The following is a 16,113-nucleotide window of genomic DNA, read 5'->3' as shown; positions in this document are numbered from 1 at the left end:
CGATGGCACGAGTGGAACGGCAGCAGTGGGACGTCGTCGTGGTCGGCGCGGGTGGCGCGGGGCTGCGGGCCGCCATCGAGGCGCGCGAGCGGGGCGCCCGCACCGCCGTGGTGTGCAAGTCGCTGTTCGGCAAGGCCCACACGGTCATGGCCGAGGGCGGCATCGCCGCCGCCATGGGGAACGCCAACGCCGGTGACAACTGGCAGGTGCACTTCCGCGACACCATGCGGGGCGGGAAGTTCCTCAACCAGTGGCGGATGGCCGAGCTGCACGCGCGCGAGGCCCCCGACCGGGTCTGGGAGCTGGAGACCTGGGGCGCCCTGTTCGACCGGACGAAGGATGGGCGGATCTCGCAGCGCAACTTCGGCGGGCACGAGTACCCGCGCCTCGCGCATGTCGGGGACCGCACCGGCCTGGAGCTGATCCGTACGCTCCAGCAGAAGATCGTGGCCCTCCAGCAGGAGGACGAGGAGTGCTTCGGTGACCACGGGGCCCGGCTGAGGGTCTTCCAGGAGTGCACGGTCACCCGGGTGCTCAAGGACGGCGACGGCCGGGTCGCCGGGACGTTCTGCTACGAACGCGAGACCGGGCGCTTCTTCGTGCTGGAGGCGCCGTCGGTCATCCTGGCGACCGGCGGCATCGGCAAGTCGTTCAAGGTGACGTCCAACTCGTGGGAGTACACCGGTGACGGGCACGCGCTGGCGCTGCTGGCCGGGGCACCGCTGGTGAACATGGAGTTCGTGCAGTTCCACCCGACCGGGATGGTCTGGCCGCCGTCGGTGAAGGGGATCCTGGTCACCGAGTCGGTGCGCGGCGACGGCGGGGTGCTGCGGAACTCCGAGGACAAGCGGTTCATGTTCGACTACGTCCCGGACGTGTTCAAGGACAAGTACGCGGAGTCGGAGGAGGAGGGCGACCGCTGGTACGAGGACCCGGACAACAACCGGCGCCCGCCCGAGCTGCTGCCCCGCGACGAGGTCGCCCGCGCGATCAACGCCGAGGTGAAGGCCGGTCGCGGCTCGCCGCACGGCGGGGTGTTCCTCGATGTGTCGACCCGGATGCCGGCCGAGAGGATCCGGCGCCGGCTGCCGTCGATGTACCACCAGTTCAAGGAGCTGGCGGACGTCGACATCACGGCGGAGGCGATGGAGGTCGGCCCGACCTGTCACTACGTGATGGGTGGGGTCGCCGTCGACGCGGACTCCGCCGCGGCTGTCGGCGTGCCCGGCCTGTTCGCGGCCGGTGAGGTGGCCGGCGGGATGCACGGCTCCAACCGGCTGGGCGGCAACTCCCTGTCCGACCTGCTGGTCTTCGGGCGCAGGGCCGGGCTGCACGCCGCCCAGTACGCGGCCGGGCAGTCCGTCCGGCCCCTGGCGGACGAGGCCGGGATCGAAGCGGCGGCGGCCGAGGCACTGGGGCCGTTCGGCGCGGCCGGCGACGCGGTGGCGGGCGAGCGCCCGGAGAACCCGTACACCCTGCACCAGGAGCTCCAGCAGGCGATGAACGACCTGGTCGGCATCATCCGGCGCGAGGAGGAGATGCGGCAGGCCCTGCGGAAGCTGGCCGAGCTGCGGCAGCGGGCGGCGCGGGCCGGTGTCGAGGGACACCGCCAGTTCAACCCCGGCTGGCACCTGGCGCTGGACCTGCGCAACATGCTGCTGGTCAGCGAGTGCGTCGCCCGGGCGGCGCTGGAGCGCACCGAGAGCCGGGGCGGGCACACCCGGGAGGACTTCCCCGGCATGGCACGCGAGTGGCGTCGGGTGAACCTGCTGTGCCGGCTGGCCCGCACCGACCCGGCGCACGGGCAGATCACCCTCGAACGCTCGACGACCGATCCCATCCGCACCGACCTGCTCGCCCTGTTCGACAAGGAGGAGCTGGTCAAGTACCTCGCCGAAGAGGAGCTCTACGAGTGAGCACGTACGACGCGACCTTCCGGATCTGGCGGGGCGACTCGGCGGGCGGAGACCTGCGGGACTTCACCGTCCAGGTGAACGACGGCGAGGTCGTCCTGGACATCATCCACCGGCTCCAGGCCACCCGGACACCGGACCTTGCGGTGCGCTGGAACTGCAAGGCGGGCAAGTGCGGTTCGTGCAGCGCGGAGATCAACGGCCGGCCACGGCTGATGTGCATGACGCGGATGTCGGTGTTCTCGCAGGACGAGGTCATCACGGTGACGCCGCTGCGGGCCTTCCCGGTGGTGCGCGACCTGGTCACGGATGTCTCCTTCAACTACGAGAAGGCACGGGAGGTGCCGGCGTTCGTCCCGCCGCCGGGCCTCGCGCCGGGTGAGTACCGGATGCAGCAGATGGACGTGGAGCGTCCGCAGGAGTTCCGCAAGTGCATCGAGTGCTTCCTGTGCCAGGACACCTGCCATGTGGTGCGGGACCACGAGGAGAACAAGACCGCGTTCGCCGGCCCCCGCTTCCTGATGCGGATCGCCGAACTCGACATGCACCCCCTGGACGCCGCCGCCGAGGCGGGCCTGGACCGCAAGCGCACCGCCCAGGACGAGCACGGGCTGGGTTACTGCAACATCACCAAGTGCTGCACGGAGGTGTGCCCCGAGGGCATCAAGATCACCGACAACGCGCTGATCCCGCTCAAGGAGCGCGCGGTGGACCGCAAGTACGCCCCGCTGGTGTGGCTGGGGAACAAGATCGGCCGCCGCGGGGACTGACACCGCCCGCAGCCGGCCACCGGGCCGCTTGAGCGGCGCGGTCACCTGCGGGGTGCCCACCCGCGCGGGGTGTCCAGCGGGACGGAAGCGCCCGCCCGGGAAGCGCGGGTGGCGCGTCCGGCCCGGGAAAGCGGCGGGTGGCGCGGTCCGCGCCGCCGTACCGGTGCTCCCGCTGGGCTCGTGACCACCGCCCGCCCGTCCGCGGGCGCGCCGGACGCGCTCGGACGTCCGCGTACGCTCCCCCCGTCAGCAGTACCGGACGGGTCCCACACCGGCGGCGACCACTGACCGTGAGCAGGAGCCACCGCGCGGCCCGGCCGCCGGAGGGGACGAGCGCGCCCGGCGGCACCGGCGGGCCGGGGGTCAGAACATGCTCAGGAGCTGGTCCACGGTCGGCTCCGCCGCCGCCTCGCCGCCGGGGAGGGCGAGTTCGAACCAGACCGTCTTGCCGCGCGGTGTGCGGCGCGAACCCCAGCCGGCGCTGAGCAGGCCGACGAGCTGGAGGCCCCGGCCGCCCTCGTCGGTGTCCCGGGCCCGGCGCCGCCTCGGCTGGACGAGCCCGGCGTCCCAGACCTCGCACACCAGGGTGCGGTCGCGCAGCAACCGCAGACGGATCTCACCCTCCCCGTAGCGCAGGGCGTTGGTGACGAGCTCGCTGACCAGCAGCTCGACCGTGTCGACCAGCGGTTCGAGGTCCCAGGCGGTCAGCTGGGCGCGGGCGAGCTCGCGGGCCCGGCCCACCGAACGGGGCTCGCGCGGCAGCCGCCAGTCGCCGACCGCCTCCGCCGGCAGCCCCTGGATACGGGCCATCAGCAGCGCGATGTCGTCCTCGCCGTGCCGGGTGTCGAGGGTGTTGAGGATGTGGTCGCAGACGTCCTCCAGTGGCCGCCCGGGGTCGGTCAGCACGCTGCGGAACGCCTGCAGCCCCTCGTCCAGCGGGTGGTCGCGGGATTCCACCAGGCCGTCGGTGTAGAGGGCGAGCAGCGCGCCCTCGGGCAGTTCGACCTCCACCTCCTCGAACGGCTCGCCGCCGACACCGAGCGGCATTCCGGGCGGCACCTCCAGCAGGAGTGCCTCCTCGCCCGGTGCCACCAGCACCGGCGGCAGGTGCCCGGCGTTGGCGAACGTACAGCGGCGGGTGACGGAGTCGTACACCGCGTAGACGCAGGTCGCGAGGTAGACCTCGGACAGTTCGGGGCCGCGGGGCTTGTGGGCGGCGCGCGAGGCCTGCTGGGCGCCGCCGGTGGTGCCCAGGCCGCGGGCGATCTCGTCGAGGTGGGAGAGCACCTCGGCGGGTTCGAGGTCGAGCTGCGCCAGGGTGCGGACGGCGGTCCGCAGTTCGCCCATGGCCACGGCGGCCCGCAGGCCGCGCCCCATGACGTCGCCCACGATCAGGGCGGTGCGGTGGCCGGGGAGCTGGATGACGTCGAACCAGTCGCCGCCCACCTCGGTCGCGGTGTTGCCGGGCAGATAGCGGCAGGCGATGTCCAGTCCGGCCGCCTCCGGGTCGCCGGGCGGCAGCAGGCTGCGCTGGAGGATCAGGGCCCGTTCGTGCTCACGTCGGTAGAGGCGGGCGTTGTCGATGCACACGGCGGCGCGGGCGGCCAGCTCCACGGCGAGGGCCCGGTCCCGTTCGCCGAAGGGCTCGCTGCCCTTCGTACGGGAGAACTGGACCAGGCCGACGACGGTGTCATGGGCCACCATCGGCACCGCGAGCGTGGACTGCACCAGGTCGCCGTCGGCGCCCGGCAGCGTCTGCGGCCTGCCGGTGCGCAGCGCCCTGGCGCACTGCGAGTGGAACGGATAGCGGTGCACGGCGCCGACGTCGACCGGTCCCGCCTCGCAACAGGCCGGGGCGGAGGGCGGGTTCAGCAGCGGGGTGTCGGAGACCGCGCTGGCGAAGGCGACGCGGCGCAGCTCGGCGCTGCCGCCGCCGTAGTCGGCGGCGCGGGAGGAACCCCACCGCCCGGGCGGTGCCTCGTCGCCGGTCAGCAGCCCCTGGTAGAGGTCGACGGAGGCGAGGTCGCAGAAGCCGGGCACGGCGACGTCGAGGAGCTCGCGGGCGGTGGTCTCCAGGTCGAGGGAGTTGCCGATGCGGGCGCTCGCCTCATTGAGGAGCGCCAGGTTGCGGCGGGCGCTGGCGGCCTCACGGGCGGCGATCTGGCGGCGGGTGACATCGGTGCCGAGGCCGGCCACACCGACCGGCCTGCCGGAACCGTTGTGTACCCGGTACAGGTTGACGGACCAGTGCCGCCGCTCGCTGCCGCCGGGTACGGCGCCGATGATCTGGAGGTCGGTGACGGACTCGCCGGTCTCCAGCACCCGGCGGAGCGCGGCGGTCATCCGGTCCGACTCGGACCGGGGGAGGTAGTCGTGGACCGTACGGCCCCGGTGGTCCTCGGCGGAGCCGCCGAAGACCGTGGCGAAGCGCTGGTTGGTGCGCTGCACGGTGAGATCGGTACCGAACAGGAGAAACCCAAAAGGAGATTGACCGAAAATCGCCTCCGAAGCGGCAAGGTCGGTCTCTATCCGCCGGAGCGCGCGGACGTCGACGACGATGCAGAGCGCGGCACGCTCACCGTCCCGGGTCTCGCTCGGCATGACGTAGACCTCGGCGATCCCGCGCACCCGCCGTTCCCCCGGGACGCGGAAGGGGACGAGCCCCGTCCACTCCTTGCCGTCGAGGATATCGGCGACCTTGCGGTGGCCGCCGGGGCGCAGCTCGGGCGGCATGAACACCTCGACCGGGTCCTGGCCCCTGACCTCCTCGGCGGCGATGCCGAACAGGTCCGCGGCACGCAGACTCCACTGATCGACCAGCCCGTCGGGGCCTATCGAGAAGGAGGCGACTCTGATGTAGTCATAGATCGAGCCAGGTGGGCTGCTCTGCCACATGACGCCGCTCGCCGTCTCAGGTATCTCGCTCACGCGACCGTCCCCTCCAGCTCACCGCACCGGACCGGCCATCCCCGCAGTATTCAGCACTACGGCCCCCGGCGGTACGCCGTTCACGATCACAGGGTGGTCTCGTTCGTTTTGAGCCGGGCCCGGAAGAAGTGATCGCTGTCCCTTCACTCTTCTAACCAGGCAGGGGCAGCTCGAACCACACGGTCTTGCCCGACCTGCCCTTTCGAGTCCCCCAGCGGCGGGCGGAGCAGGCGACGAGCTGCAGCCCCCGGCCACCCTCGTCGTCGGGCCCGGCGACCCGCTCCCTGGGCGGATCCGGAAGCGGATCGGAGACCTCCACGAGGAGCGCGGCGTAGGGGGCGAAGGGGTCGTCGCCGGGCTGGAGACGGACGAGCCGGACCCCGACGGGCCCGGGGGCGTACCGCAAGGAATTGGTCACCAGCTCGCTCACCAGGAGCACGGCGAGATCGCAGACCGCGCTCTCCAGGCGCCAGGAGCGCAGGGTGTCGCGGACGGCGTGACGGGCGGTGCGGACGGTGTTGAGCTCGCCCGGGAAGGTCCACTCGGCGCACTCGCCTTCGGTGTCGATCACGCCGACCACTTCCCCAGACCAGCGACTGAACCGCGTCCATTTTTGGTGGGTTAATCAGGACATACCCGGTATCTGGGGGCGGCTATCCCGGAGGCGGGCGCATCGTGGCACGAACGGCGTACGAATCGGAACGCACGCTCCGGCCGCCGTCGGCGGCACGCCGCCCACGCGGCGGTCGGGCATCGGGCCGCCGCCCGGCCGGGTGGCCCGGCCGCTCCTCGGCCCGGCCGTTCCCTGCCCCGGCCGTTCCGCGCGCCCGCCACCCCGCCGCGCGCCACCGCTCGTGAGCCCGGCGCCCTGCAGCCGTTCGGTCCACCCGGACCGCCGCGCCGCGCCGAGGCTCCGCCGGGCCGGTCAACCAGGGTGGCCCGGCCGTCCGTCGGCCGGCGCGACGGGGGCGCCGGGCGGGGAAGCGGAGCCGGCGGGGCCGGCGGATGTGTCGGTGGCGCCGGCGCCGCGCGAGCCGGCCGACGGCAGGCGGTGCGCCACTTCGGCGACGGCTGGACGGTCCTGATCCAGCCAATCCACCGTGTCCAGTTCATGGCGGTGAAGCCAGCGCAGTTCGTCGTGGTCCTGCAGAGGTCGCGGTTCGCCCGACACCAGCCGCGCCGTCCACACCTGGAGTACGTATCCGGGCGCGAGCGGCCACTCACCGGGGACCCGCTCGCCCGGCTCCGTCTCGATGCCCAGCTCTTCGCGCAGTTCGCGTACCAGCGCCCCCGGCGCGCTCTCACCCGGTTCCAGCTTGCCGCCGGGCAGCTCCCAGCGGCCGGCGAGCTCGGGCGGGGCACTGCGGCGCGCGGCGAGCAACCGCCCCCGGTCGAACAGGGCTCCGGCCACCACCACACGATCCGTCATGCGCCGGAGCGTAACCCGCGCGGGCCGGTCCTCGGCGCCGCGGGGCCCCCCGGTCAGCTCGCGGGCTGACCGACGCGCTCCACCCAGTAGAGCTGGTTGTGTCCATGGAGATCGAGGCTGTCGGCGATCTTCTGCGCCTCGTCCCTGGTGGCGTACCTGCCGACCCGGTACTGGTTGCCGTTGTCGTCCTGGCGGATCACCAGCCAGGGGAGGGCCGCGCCACTGTCGCTCATTCCGCCTCACCCTCCATCGACCCGTACATCGCTGAGGAATATCGGGAAACCGCTCTCCGCATATGCCTGAGCCTACGCCTGACCTTTACGCTGCGAATACGAGTTTTCACAACGAGGTACACATCCGGCCAGGAACCCGGTGCGCCAAGGGGGCGCACTCGACGAGTGCGCCCCCTTGACCGGTTCCCGGCGGCCACCTCCGCCGCCGACTGCCCCACCGGCCACCGGCCCATCGCGGCGCCCCCGTGGGGTGCCCGGGGAGCCGCGGCTGCGGTCGGCCGGCGGGTGCCCCGGGGTCGGCGAACGGGGGCCTGCTCCTCTTGTGCGGCGCGCCGGCTGACGACGCGCGCCGGCCCGCCCGGCTTCCGCCTCAGCGCACGGGCAGGTGGTAGGCGAGCCGGTAGCGGTCGGCCGGCACCACCACGTCGGCCGTCTCCACCGCCCGTCCGGACGCGAAGTACGTACGCTCCACCACCATCACCACATGACCCGGCACGCCGCCGAGCGCCAGGAGCTCCTCCGCCAGCCCCGGCCGCGCGCCGACCTCCTCCACCACGTTGTCCACGACGACCTCGATCGCCGCCATCCGCTCGACGACCCCGCAGCCGCCCAACGGCCCCTCCTCGGGCAGCATGACCGGCGTGCGCCCGGTGACGGTGAGCGGCTCCCAGGACGTGGAGAGCATCATCGGCTCACCCGCGTCACGGAAGAGGTAGCGCGTACGCATCACCGGCTCCCCCGGCTCGATGCCCAGCCGCCCGGCGACGTCCTCGCCTGCCCGTTCCTGCTCGCTGCTGGACTCCCAGGTACCGCGCGCGCTGTCGGCCGCCTGCTCCTGGCGGAAGGGGTTCGCGCCGGCCGGCACCCGGTACCCGGAGCGGGCGATCCGGCGCGGCACCGGCCGCTCCCTCACATACGTGCCCGAACCCGAACGCCCCTCGACCAGCCCCTCGGCCATCAGCACCTTGCGGGCCTCCAGGGCGACGGTGTCGGAGACCCCGTACTCCTCGCGGATGCGGGCCTGGGAGGGGAGCCGGGTGTGCGGCGGCAGCGAACCGTTGACGATCTTCTGCCGGAGATCGCTCGCGACGCGCAGATAGGCGGGCTGCTCACCGAATGTCACGGGTCACTCCCTCAGCTTGACAGACAGCTACAGACTGGCAACTGTCGGTGCTGCGTCGCAAGCATGGGCCAACGTTTCACCCGAAGTGATGACAGCAGTTTGTGCGACCGCTCACCAGGGGTACGGGGTGCGGTTCGCCGCCGCCCGGCGCCCTGTCCGGCGCCCCCGGCCGGGGGCGCCGGACAGGGCCCGCACTCCGGCCGTCGCCCTCCGGCACTCCCCCGTCCCCGGACAGCTGCCCCCCCGGCCGTGCGCGGGACGGGCGTCAACCGGTGCCGGCCGCCGGACGTGAACGACCGCGCCGACCCGCACCCGCCCGACGGGCGCCCGCGGTCAGGCCGCCGTCCCGCTCCCCGTCGACGGCACCACCGCGGTCGATGTCGCGGTCGCGGTCGCGGTCGGCGTCGCGCCACCGACCGACGGGCCTCCCTGTTTCCCCGGCCGGGCGTCCCGCAGGCCGAGCGCGCCGCGCGCCTTCGCACCCAGGTCCGGCGTCAGAGCGTCGAACCCGGGGTCGTAGTGCTCCCAGAACGCGTCGGCGTCCCCGGCGACCGCCGCTCGCGCCCAGTGCTCGCGCGCCGCCTCCAGCTCCGCCACGAGGCCGTCGACGGACTCGCCGGTGGCGGCGGGCCACTGGTGCGCCCGCAGCCGGGCCACCGCCGCCCTGAGCGTCACGGAGAGACGCGCGGCCCACTTCCGGTTGGCCTCCAGGTCCTCGTCGGCGTCCTCGTCCGGCTGCTCCGCCAGGACGGTCTCGATCGTGTTGACCGGCTTCAGGAACGCCACTTGGTGCTCGTCGAGGGTCAGGGCGTCGTTGCGCAGCGATCCGGTGAGCTTGCCGTTCTGGGCGGCGAACGCGCAGGTCACCGTGCGGTCACCGAGCCGCCAACTCTGCTCGCTCGGCTGGTAGTAGTACGTCTACGCGCTGTCCGGCACGGCCCAGGTGTCCAGCGCGTACGCGGAGTTGATCGCGTCGCAGCGGTCATTCGCGATCGGCTCGATCGGCTTGTCGCCGGGCCACTTGCCGAACCCGGTGAGCTTGAAGCCGCCGGTGACCTCGGCGTCGTGCGGCGCGGAGCACTTCACGATCGCGACGTCGGCCGTCTCCGTCATCACGGCGCCGCCCGGCACGTTGAAGCACTGCCCCTTGCGCAGGTCCAGGGTGGAGCGGGAGTGGGACGCCCTGTCGGCGGCGTCCCGGAAGCCGTCGTAGGCGTCGTGGAACAGGCCGGTGGCGAAGCCTGCCGCCACCAGCAGGGTGCTGACCACCGAGAGGGCCATGCCAGCGAGGGCCAGGCCCCTGCCCCGTTCCCCCCTCTTCCTGATCCCGGCCAGCGCGACCGCGCCCAGGACGAGGCCGAGCGGCGGCAGGCAGCACACGACACCGGTGACGAGCGAGGCGATGGCCGGCCCGTTGACGGCCGGGGGTGCCTGCGGCGGCAGGGGCGGGCCATAGGCCGGCGGGGGCCCCTGGGGGTACGGTTCCACGGTGGACGGCGCTCCTGTCGTGGCGAATTGAACGCAGGTACGAATGGCGCGCGCATCGTACGCGGTGGGCGGGAGGGACCGGTACGCGGGACGGGGAGCAGTGGCCGAAGGACGCACCCGCCGATGTGACAGGGGCCCGCAGACGTGACAGGGCGCCCGCCGTCGTACGGCGGGCGCCCTTCCCTCTCGGGCCGGCCTCAGGTGCTCAGAACTGCAGGGCCCAGGAGTCGATCCGGCCCGTGTCGGCGTTGGCGTTGTCGCTGACCCGCAGCTTCCACGTGCCGTTCGCCACCTCGGAGGAGGCGTTGACGGTGTACGTGGTGTTGATGTTGTCCGCGCTGCCGCCCGTGCCGTACGCCTTCAGCGTGTACGCGGTGCCGTCCGGCGCGATCAACTGCACTTGCAGGTCACCGATGTAGGTGTGAACGATGTTCACAGGCACCTGGAGTGCTGAGGGGGCGTTACCCGTGACACCGGTGACGCTGACCGGCGACTCGACGGTGGCGTTGTCGGCGATCGCGTAGTCGGTGGTGTTCTCGAAGCGCTTGCCGGGCGGCTGGGTGGAGCCCCCGCCCACGTACAGCAGGCGGTTGGGGGATCCGGTGCCGGGGTTGGTGACCACGCCCGGGGTCGCGGCCGCGGACAGCGCGGACGCCACCTGCGCGGGGGTGGCCGTCGGGTTGTCCGCCAGGTGGAGCGCGACGGCGCCCGCGACGTGCGGGGTCGCCATCGACGTGCCGGAGATGGTGTTCGTCGCGCTGTCACCGCTGTTCCACGCCGAGGTGATGGAGGACCCGGGCGCGAAGATGTCCACCAGGCTGCCGTAGTTGGAGAAGCTGGAGCGGGCGTCGGTGCTGGTGGTCGAGCCGACCGTGATGGCCTCGGCGACCCGGGCCGGCGAGGAGTTGGAGGCGTCGCGTCCGTCGTTGCCCGCGGCGATGGCGTAGGTGATGCCGGACGCTATGGAGTTGCGTACGGCGGTGTCGAGCGCGGAGTCGACGCCGCCGCCCAGGCTCATGTTGGCCACGGCCGGCTTGACCGCGTTGCGCGTCACCCAGTCGATGCCGGCGACGACCTGCGCGGTGGTGCCGGAGCCGGAGTTGTTGAGCACCCGGACGCCGACGATCTTGGCTTTCTTGGCCACGCCGTAGGCGTTGCCGCCGACGGTGCCGGCCACATGGGTGCCGTGGCCGTGGCCGTCCTGCGCGGTGTTGTCGTTGTCGATGGCGTCGTAGCCGTAGGAGGCCCGGCCGCCGAAGTCGCTGTGCGTGATGCGTACGCCGGTGTCGATGACGTAGGCGGTGACACCCTCCCCCGCCTTGTCGGGGTAGGTGTAGCTCTGGTTGAGCGGCAGGGCGCGCTGGTCGAGGCGGTCCAGGCCCCAGGAGGGCGGGGAGGGCTGGGTGCCGTTGACCGTGAAGACGCGGTTCTGGACGACGGAGTCGACGGCCGGGTCGGCGGCCAGCTTCTTCGCCTGGGCCTCGGACAGGGCGACGGCGTAACCGTTGAGCGCCGAGGTGTAGGTCCTCTCGATCTTGGCGCCATACCGGGCCGCGACCGCCTTGCCCTGCTTGGTCCCCGCGTCGGCGGCCGACTCGTCCAGGGTGACGATGTAGCTGCCGGGGACGGCTCCGGGGGCTCCGGCGTTCTGGATGACGCCCTCCGGGGCGGCCTCGGTGGCGGAGGCGGGCAGTGCGGAGGTGGCGCCGAGAGCGAGGGCGGCGACGGCGGTGGCGCTGGCGATGGCCAGTCTTCGCCGCGAGGTACGCATCACTGACATGTGAGGGATCCTCCTCATCGGGTGGTGCGTTGCTGTGGGGGATTGGCGTCAGGTGCATGACAAACCACACCGCTGGGTACGCGGTGTCGCCCGTACCTGACTGCCGTCGAAAGGTTGACCGATCCATAGGAATCCCACAAGGGTCCCGACACTGCCGTAACGCGTGGGTCGCACAACTGCCATGCTGGCGTTCATGACGAACGGGCCCGCCCATGTGTGTCCGCAATGCGGCGTGCGCTCCTCCGTTTCCGGACTGACCTGGTGCTGTCCCACGTGCCGCGGTCCCTGGGACCTGGATTTCGCGCCGGCCCCGGTACCGCTCGCCTCGCTCGCGGGCCGGGTCGGCTCCCTGTGGCGGTGCGCCGAGGCGCTGCCGCTGACCGGCCCGCCCGTCTCCCTCGGAGAGGGCCGCACGCCACTGGTGGCGCTCACGGCACGGTTCCGGCCGAACTCGACTTCCTGATGCCGACCCTGTCGTTCAAGGACCGCGGCGCCGTGCTGCTCGCCGAGCTCGCCCGCCGGCTGGCGCCGCGCCGGGTGATCGCCGACAGCCGACCTGCTCTCGCCGGCTCCCGCCGTGCCCACGCTCGCCGAGGGCATCGCCGTCCCGAACCCGCCACGTGCCCGCCAGGTCCTGGCCGCCGTGCGCGAGACGGGCGGCACGTTCTTGACCGTGACGGAGGACCAGATTCGCACCGCCCAGCGGCGCGACCTGGCGGCTCGCGGCCTGTGCGTCGAGGCCACGGGCGCGGCCTGCTGGGCGGCGGTCGGCACCGCCCCCAGGAGGGCACCGCCGTGGTACCGCTGTGCGGCACCGGCCTGAAGACGGGGGCCGGGTGAGGGCGGGTCCGGGCTGAACGGCGGGCCGGCCGGCTCGCGGACGGGGGCCGGCCCCCGCGAGCCGCACCGCTCAGTCCGGCCGCAGGGGTCAGTCCGCCCCCGAGGACCCGTCCGGCCGCAGGGGTCAGTCCGTCCCGGAGGCTCAATCCGTCCGCGGGGCTCGGTCCGTCCCGGAGGCTCAGTCCGTCCAGAAGGTGTCGTGCCGCAGGAAGAACTCCGCGCGTTCCTCGTCCGTCATCCCGGCCACGGTCGAGACCTTCTCGAAGTACTCCTCCCGGGGCGCCCCCGGGGCGAACAGCAGCAGCATGGAGGCGGGTTCGTCCGACTCGTTGCCGAACGCGTGCAGGCCCCCGGGCGGTACGTGCAGGAAGTCGCCCTTCCGCGCGTCGGTCCACTGGGCACCGTCGTACAGCCGGACCGTCCCGTCCAGAATGAAGAAGCTCTCCGAGATCGTCCGGTGGAAGTGGGTGCGCGGGCCGCCGGCGCCGGGTGGCATGTCGACCCGGTAGAGGCCGAACTCGCCGCCGGTGGAGGCGGTGGTGGCCAGGTAGTGCGTACGGGTCCCACCGGGCGAGACGAAGTCGGGCGGGGTGCCGGCGGGCCGGAACGCCGCGCTGATCTCGCCCCGCTCACCGTGGTGGCGCGGCTCCGGATACGACATGTACAGCTCCTCACGGTCGGGGGACGGACCGGGCGGGCGATCCGTCGGCCGTCCCGCTCGCCGGCTCGTCGTCGGTCACGCGCGAGCCTGTCATGGGTCGTGCCCCGAGTCGTGCCACGGGCCGTCCGGCCGGCCGGTCATCCTGCCCGGCCGCCACGGCCGAGGGCCGCGAGGAACCGCCGCTGGTCGTCCAGGAATCCGGCCGCGAAGAGCGAGCGGGGGGAGAAGAGCGCGGTGAGCGCGGTCCTGAGGTCCGACTGCTCGATGGACCACTTGACCATCGCGTGGCTCGCGTCCGGGTAGCGCTCGACCGTCAACGAAACCCCCGCGCCCAGCACCTCGCGGTAGACCCGCTCCGTGTCGGCGGTGTCCACGTTGATGTCGTGGCCCGCGAGGGACAGCAGCACCGGTACGCCGCGCAGGGCGCGGAGGTCCCGGGTGGCGTCCGCGGTGTGGTTCCGGGAGATGAAGCGCCAGCGGCCGGCGGTCATGCCGTCCTCGCCGCCCATGGCCTCGACGTACTCGTCGTAGGTCGCGCGGCGGGCCAGCAGCCGGCGGACGGCGTCGCTCCTGGCGATCTCCGCCCTGGTGCGGGCCGCCGACGCGCCCTCGGCGCGCAGCTCGGCCAGGAGGTTGAAGCGGCCCTGCCGGAGCCAGTTGATCGCCGGTGAGACGGCGATGACGAAACTCACGGGCGTCCTGGCGGCGACCTTGGGCAGGACCCAGCCCGCCTGGCTGGCGCCCCAGAGCCCGATTTGGTCGGCGTCGACGTCCGGCCGGGCGCGCGCCCAGGCGATGGCGGCGACCGCCTCGTCGGCCCGGTCGTCCATGGACTGGCCGAGCCAGTCGCCGGGCGCGCCCGCGACGCCGGGTTTGTCCCAGGACAGGGAGGCGTAGCCGGCCTTGGCGTTCGCTTCCCAGATGGGCCGGTAACCGCCGTCGTGCGTGGCGTCGACCGGGCCGTCGCCGTGGACGTACACGACCACGCCATGATGCTTGCGCCCGGTCTCGGGAGTGGTCAGGACGCCGTTGAGGGTGTGGCCGCCGTGGCGGATCGACACCCGTTGCTCGTCCATGTCGTAGGAGTTCTGGCCCAGCACCACACCCGTGGCACCGACGGCCACGGTCAGGACGGCGACGAGGGACCACACGGTCACGCGGAGCCCGCGCCGGCGGGACTGGACCTTCGGGCACATGGATCGGAACCGCCTCTGCTCGAACGGGCTCCGAAAACTATCATTCACCAAACGACCGTGGCCAGGATGATAGTTTTGGGGGAGGTTCCGACGAGGAGGGGTGGACGGCATGGCGGTGGACGCGACGGAGGCCGGCGCGGGACAGGTGAGCGTCCGGCGGGGGGTTCCGACCGGAGCCGAGCGGCGGGTGGCCGAGCTGTACTGGGAGGCCTTCGGCCGCAAACTCGGCCCCGCGCTGAACCCGCCGGACAAAGCGGTGCCCTTCATCGCCGCGCACCTGAACGCCGATCGCGCGGTGTACGCGCTCCTCGACGGGCAGCTCGTCGGCCTCGCCGGCTACCAGCTCGGCGGCCGGGCGCTCACCGGAGGCTCGGCTTCCAGCGTGCTGCGCGCGTACGGGCACCTGCGAGGACTGCACCGGCTCCTGCTCCTCGCCCTGTTCGAACGCCACCCCGCCCCCGGCCAACTCGCCATGGACGGCATCGCCGTGGACCCGGACGTGCGCGGCCGTGGCATCGGGAGTCTGCTCATCGAGGAAGTGGCCGTCGTCGCGGCGGAGCAGGGCTGCCGGGAGATCAGACTGGACGTGGTCGACACCAACCCTCGCGCCAGGGCACTGTACGAGCGGCGCGGCTTCACGGCCGGGCGGACCGAGCGCACGCCCTTCCTGCGCGGGCTGCTGGGCTTCGGCGCGGTGACCACCATGCGTCGCGCGGTCGGAACGGGAAGGACGAGCGGGACGGGAAAGCTGAGAGGGACGAGAGGGACGAGCGAACGATGAGCGGCGAGACGGACCACGTCGAGGTCCCCACCCGCGTGCTCGTGCACGCGCTGATCCGCGAGGACGGCACCGTCCGCGCGGACGAGCTGTACACCGTGGCCAACACCCTGGGGATGAGCGACCAGCAGGTACGGCTGTGCGTCAAACGCCTGGTGGCCGAGGGCCGGTTCATCCACCGGGGTCGTGGCCGCAAGGCGGAGCTGCACGCGACCGAGGACACCACGCTCGCCCTGGCCCCCAACGCGGACTTCCTCCGGTACGCGTTCCAGCAGGACGGCGGGCTCGCGCCCTGGGACGGCGTCTGGCACCTGGCCGCCTTCGCGTTGCCCGAATCGGCGCGCACGGCCCGGGACGCCCTGCGCGAGACGCTCGTCCACCTCGGCGGCGCCCAGCTCCAGGGCGGACTGTACGTCTGCGCCAACGCCTGGGAACCGTACGTCGAGGAAGCGGCCCACCGCCTCGGCGCCCATGGGTCGCTGACCCTCCTCACCACGACGGACCTGCGCCAGGGCGACGCCCGGGAGGCCGCCGAGCTCGCCCGCCTCCTGTGGCCGCTCCAGGAGATCGCGGAGCGCTACCACCGCCTGAGCGGCATCGCCCGGCCCCGTCTCGCCCGGCTCACCGACCCGGCCGGGCTGTCCCGGGCCGCCCTCCTCACCATCGCGGTCGAGCTGGCCGCCGAACTCACCCGCGCCATGGAACCCGACCCGCTGCTGCCGCCGCAGCTCCTGCCCCAGCCCTGGCCCGGCACCCACGCCCGGGAGCTCGTCGCCCGGTGCTGGGCGGCCCTGCACGAACGGGAACCCGGCGAGGCCCGGCCGACCCTCTTCCGCCTGTACGCCGACATCACCCGCGAGGCGGCGCGCCGGGCCGGACGCTGAAACGCCCCCGCTCCGCCGAGCCGCCCCACCCGGACACACATGGCCGGCCGGCACCGGCACCGTCCCACGCCCTCCGGCGCCACCGCGCCA

Annotated in this window: 14 protein-coding genes and 1 pseudogene; 5 read left to right on the top strand and 10 right to left on the bottom strand. The window is 72.9% G+C overall.

The genetic code is table 11. The features are described 5' to 3' along the window. Window positions 1-2 precede the first annotated feature (2 nt). Window positions 3-1,916 (top strand): fumarate reductase/succinate dehydrogenase flavoprotein subunit, encoded by a 1,914-nt coding sequence (locus AB0H53_RS00730; RefSeq protein ID WP_362104989.1) that lies wholly within the window; start codon window positions 3-5, stop codon window positions 1,914-1,916. Then, window positions 1,913-2,683, top strand: a complete 771-nt coding sequence (locus AB0H53_RS00725) for a succinate dehydrogenase/fumarate reductase iron-sulfur subunit (protein ID WP_362104986.1) — start codon at window positions 1,913-1,915, stop codon at window positions 2,681-2,683. The genes AB0H53_RS00730 and AB0H53_RS00725 overlap by 4 nt, the downstream gene beginning before the upstream one ends. Before the next feature lie 363 nt (window positions 2,684-3,046). Here AB0H53_RS00725 and AB0H53_RS00720 read toward each other — a convergent pair whose 3' ends face one another. The 8 genes from AB0H53_RS00720 to AB0H53_RS00685 all read right to left on the bottom strand — a co-directional run bounded on the left by AB0H53_RS00720 (window position 3,047) and on the right by AB0H53_RS00685 (window position 11,664). Next, on the bottom strand, window positions 3,047-5,611 hold the full coding sequence (locus AB0H53_RS00720; RefSeq protein WP_362104983.1) for a SpoIIE family protein phosphatase: 2,565 nt from the start codon (window positions 5,609-5,611) through the stop codon (window positions 3,047-3,049). 151 nt (window positions 5,612-5,762) lie between these two features. Then, window positions 5,763-6,191, bottom strand: a complete 429-nt coding sequence (locus AB0H53_RS00715) for an ATP-binding protein (protein ID WP_362104980.1) — start codon at window positions 6,189-6,191, stop codon at window positions 5,763-5,765. Window positions 6,192-6,536: 345 nt separating this feature from the next. Beyond that, on the bottom strand, window positions 6,537-7,040 hold the full coding sequence (locus AB0H53_RS00710) for a (deoxy)nucleoside triphosphate pyrophosphohydrolase (protein ID WP_362104977.1): 504 nt from the start codon (window positions 7,038-7,040) through the stop codon (window positions 6,537-6,539). Window positions 7,041-7,093: 53 nt separating this feature from the next. After that, entirely contained in the window at window positions 7,094-7,273 is a 180-nt protein-coding gene (locus AB0H53_RS00705) for an SPOR domain-containing protein (RefSeq protein WP_362104975.1), read from the bottom strand. 370 nt (window positions 7,274-7,643) lie between these two features. Continuing rightward, window positions 7,644-8,396 carry a GntR family transcriptional regulator gene (locus AB0H53_RS00700; protein WP_362104972.1) on the bottom strand — a complete coding sequence of 251 codons (753 nt, stop codon included), beginning with the start codon at window positions 8,394-8,396 and terminating at the stop codon, window positions 7,644-7,646. A 333-nt stretch (window positions 8,397-8,729) separates the two neighbouring features. After that, entirely contained in the window at window positions 8,730-9,263 is a 534-nt protein-coding gene (locus AB0H53_RS00695) for a hypothetical protein (RefSeq protein WP_362104969.1), read from the bottom strand. A gap of 51 nt (window positions 9,264-9,314) precedes the next feature. Next, window positions 9,315-9,884: a DUF4190 domain-containing protein gene (locus AB0H53_RS00690; RefSeq protein WP_362104967.1), complete on the bottom strand. Its 570-nt coding sequence runs from the start codon at window positions 9,882-9,884 to the stop codon at window positions 9,315-9,317. A gap of 205 nt (window positions 9,885-10,089) precedes the next feature. Continuing rightward, window positions 10,090-11,664: a S8 family peptidase gene (locus tag AB0H53_RS00685; protein WP_362104964.1), complete on the bottom strand. Its 1,575-nt coding sequence runs from the start codon at window positions 11,662-11,664 to the stop codon at window positions 10,090-10,092. A gap of 193 nt (window positions 11,665-11,857) precedes the next feature. Between AB0H53_RS00685 and AB0H53_RS00680 the strand changes: the two are divergent. Beyond that, window positions 11,858-12,504 (top strand): annotated as a pseudogene (locus AB0H53_RS00680) (hypothetical protein). A gap of 178 nt (window positions 12,505-12,682) precedes the next feature. On the opposite strand, the gene AB0H53_RS00675 reads toward AB0H53_RS00680, so the two are convergent. Together AB0H53_RS00675 and AB0H53_RS00670 are read right to left on the bottom strand one after the other, a co-directional pair. Continuing rightward, complete coding sequence (locus tag AB0H53_RS00675) at window positions 12,683-13,165, bottom strand: cupin domain-containing protein (protein WP_362104961.1); 483 nt, start codon at window positions 13,163-13,165, stop codon at window positions 12,683-12,685. Between the two features lie 137 nt (window positions 13,166-13,302). After that, window positions 13,303-14,361, bottom strand: coding sequence for an alpha/beta hydrolase (locus AB0H53_RS00670; protein ID WP_362104958.1), 1,059 nt, complete (start codon window positions 14,359-14,361; stop codon window positions 13,303-13,305). 109 nt (window positions 14,362-14,470) lie between these two features. Here AB0H53_RS00670 and AB0H53_RS00665 point away from each other — a divergent pair, with 109 nt between their 5' ends. After that, a complete protein-coding gene (locus tag AB0H53_RS00665) occupies window positions 14,471-15,142 on the top strand; it encodes a GNAT family N-acetyltransferase (RefSeq protein ID WP_362104956.1) in 672 nt (223 codons plus the stop codon). Continuing rightward, on the top strand, window positions 15,139-16,023 hold the full coding sequence (locus AB0H53_RS00660; RefSeq protein WP_362104953.1) for a PaaX family transcriptional regulator C-terminal domain-containing protein: 885 nt from the start codon (window positions 15,139-15,141) through the stop codon (window positions 16,021-16,023). The genes AB0H53_RS00665 and AB0H53_RS00660 overlap by 4 nt, the downstream gene beginning before the upstream one ends. Window positions 16,024-16,113: the final 90 nt, after the last annotated feature.

The organism is Streptomyces sp. NPDC050856 (assembly GCF_040653855.1).
In the GTDB taxonomy this organism is placed as follows: domain Bacteria; phylum Actinomycetota; class Actinomycetes; order Streptomycetales; family Streptomycetaceae; genus Streptomyces.
The sequence above is the reverse complement of the archived record's forward strand: the minus strand, read 5'-3'. Positions and strand labels throughout refer to the sequence as shown.

What these genes read in the sequence shown, in the direction of transcription:
- AB0H53_RS00705 (WP_362104975.1), bottom strand. Translation starts at nt 7,273, where the DNA reads ATGAGCGACAGTGGCGCGGCCCTCCCCTGGCTGGTGATCCGCCAGGAC.
- AB0H53_RS00685 (WP_362104964.1), bottom strand. Translation starts at nt 11,664, where the DNA reads ATGTCAGTGATGCGTACCTCGCGGCGAAGACTGGCCATCGCCAGCGCC.
- AB0H53_RS00660 (WP_362104953.1), top strand. Translation starts at nt 15,139, where the DNA reads ATGAGCGGCGAGACGGACCACGTCGAGGTCCCCACCCGCGTGCTCGTG.
- AB0H53_RS00665 (WP_362104956.1), top strand. Translation starts at nt 14,471, where the DNA reads ATGGCGGTGGACGCGACGGAGGCCGGCGCGGGACAGGTGAGCGTCCGG.
- AB0H53_RS00670 (WP_362104958.1), bottom strand. Translation starts at nt 14,361, where the DNA reads ATGTGCCCGAAGGTCCAGTCCCGCCGGCGCGGGCTCCGCGTGACCGTG.
- AB0H53_RS00675 (WP_362104961.1), bottom strand. Translation starts at nt 13,165, where the DNA reads ATGTCGTATCCGGAGCCGCGCCACCACGGTGAGCGGGGCGAGATCAGC.
- AB0H53_RS00730 (WP_362104989.1), top strand. Translation starts at nt 3, where the DNA reads ATGGCACGAGTGGAACGGCAGCAGTGGGACGTCGTCGTGGTCGGCGCG.
- AB0H53_RS00710 (WP_362104977.1), bottom strand. Translation starts at nt 7,040, where the DNA reads ATGACGGATCGTGTGGTGGTGGCCGGAGCCCTGTTCGACCGGGGGCGG.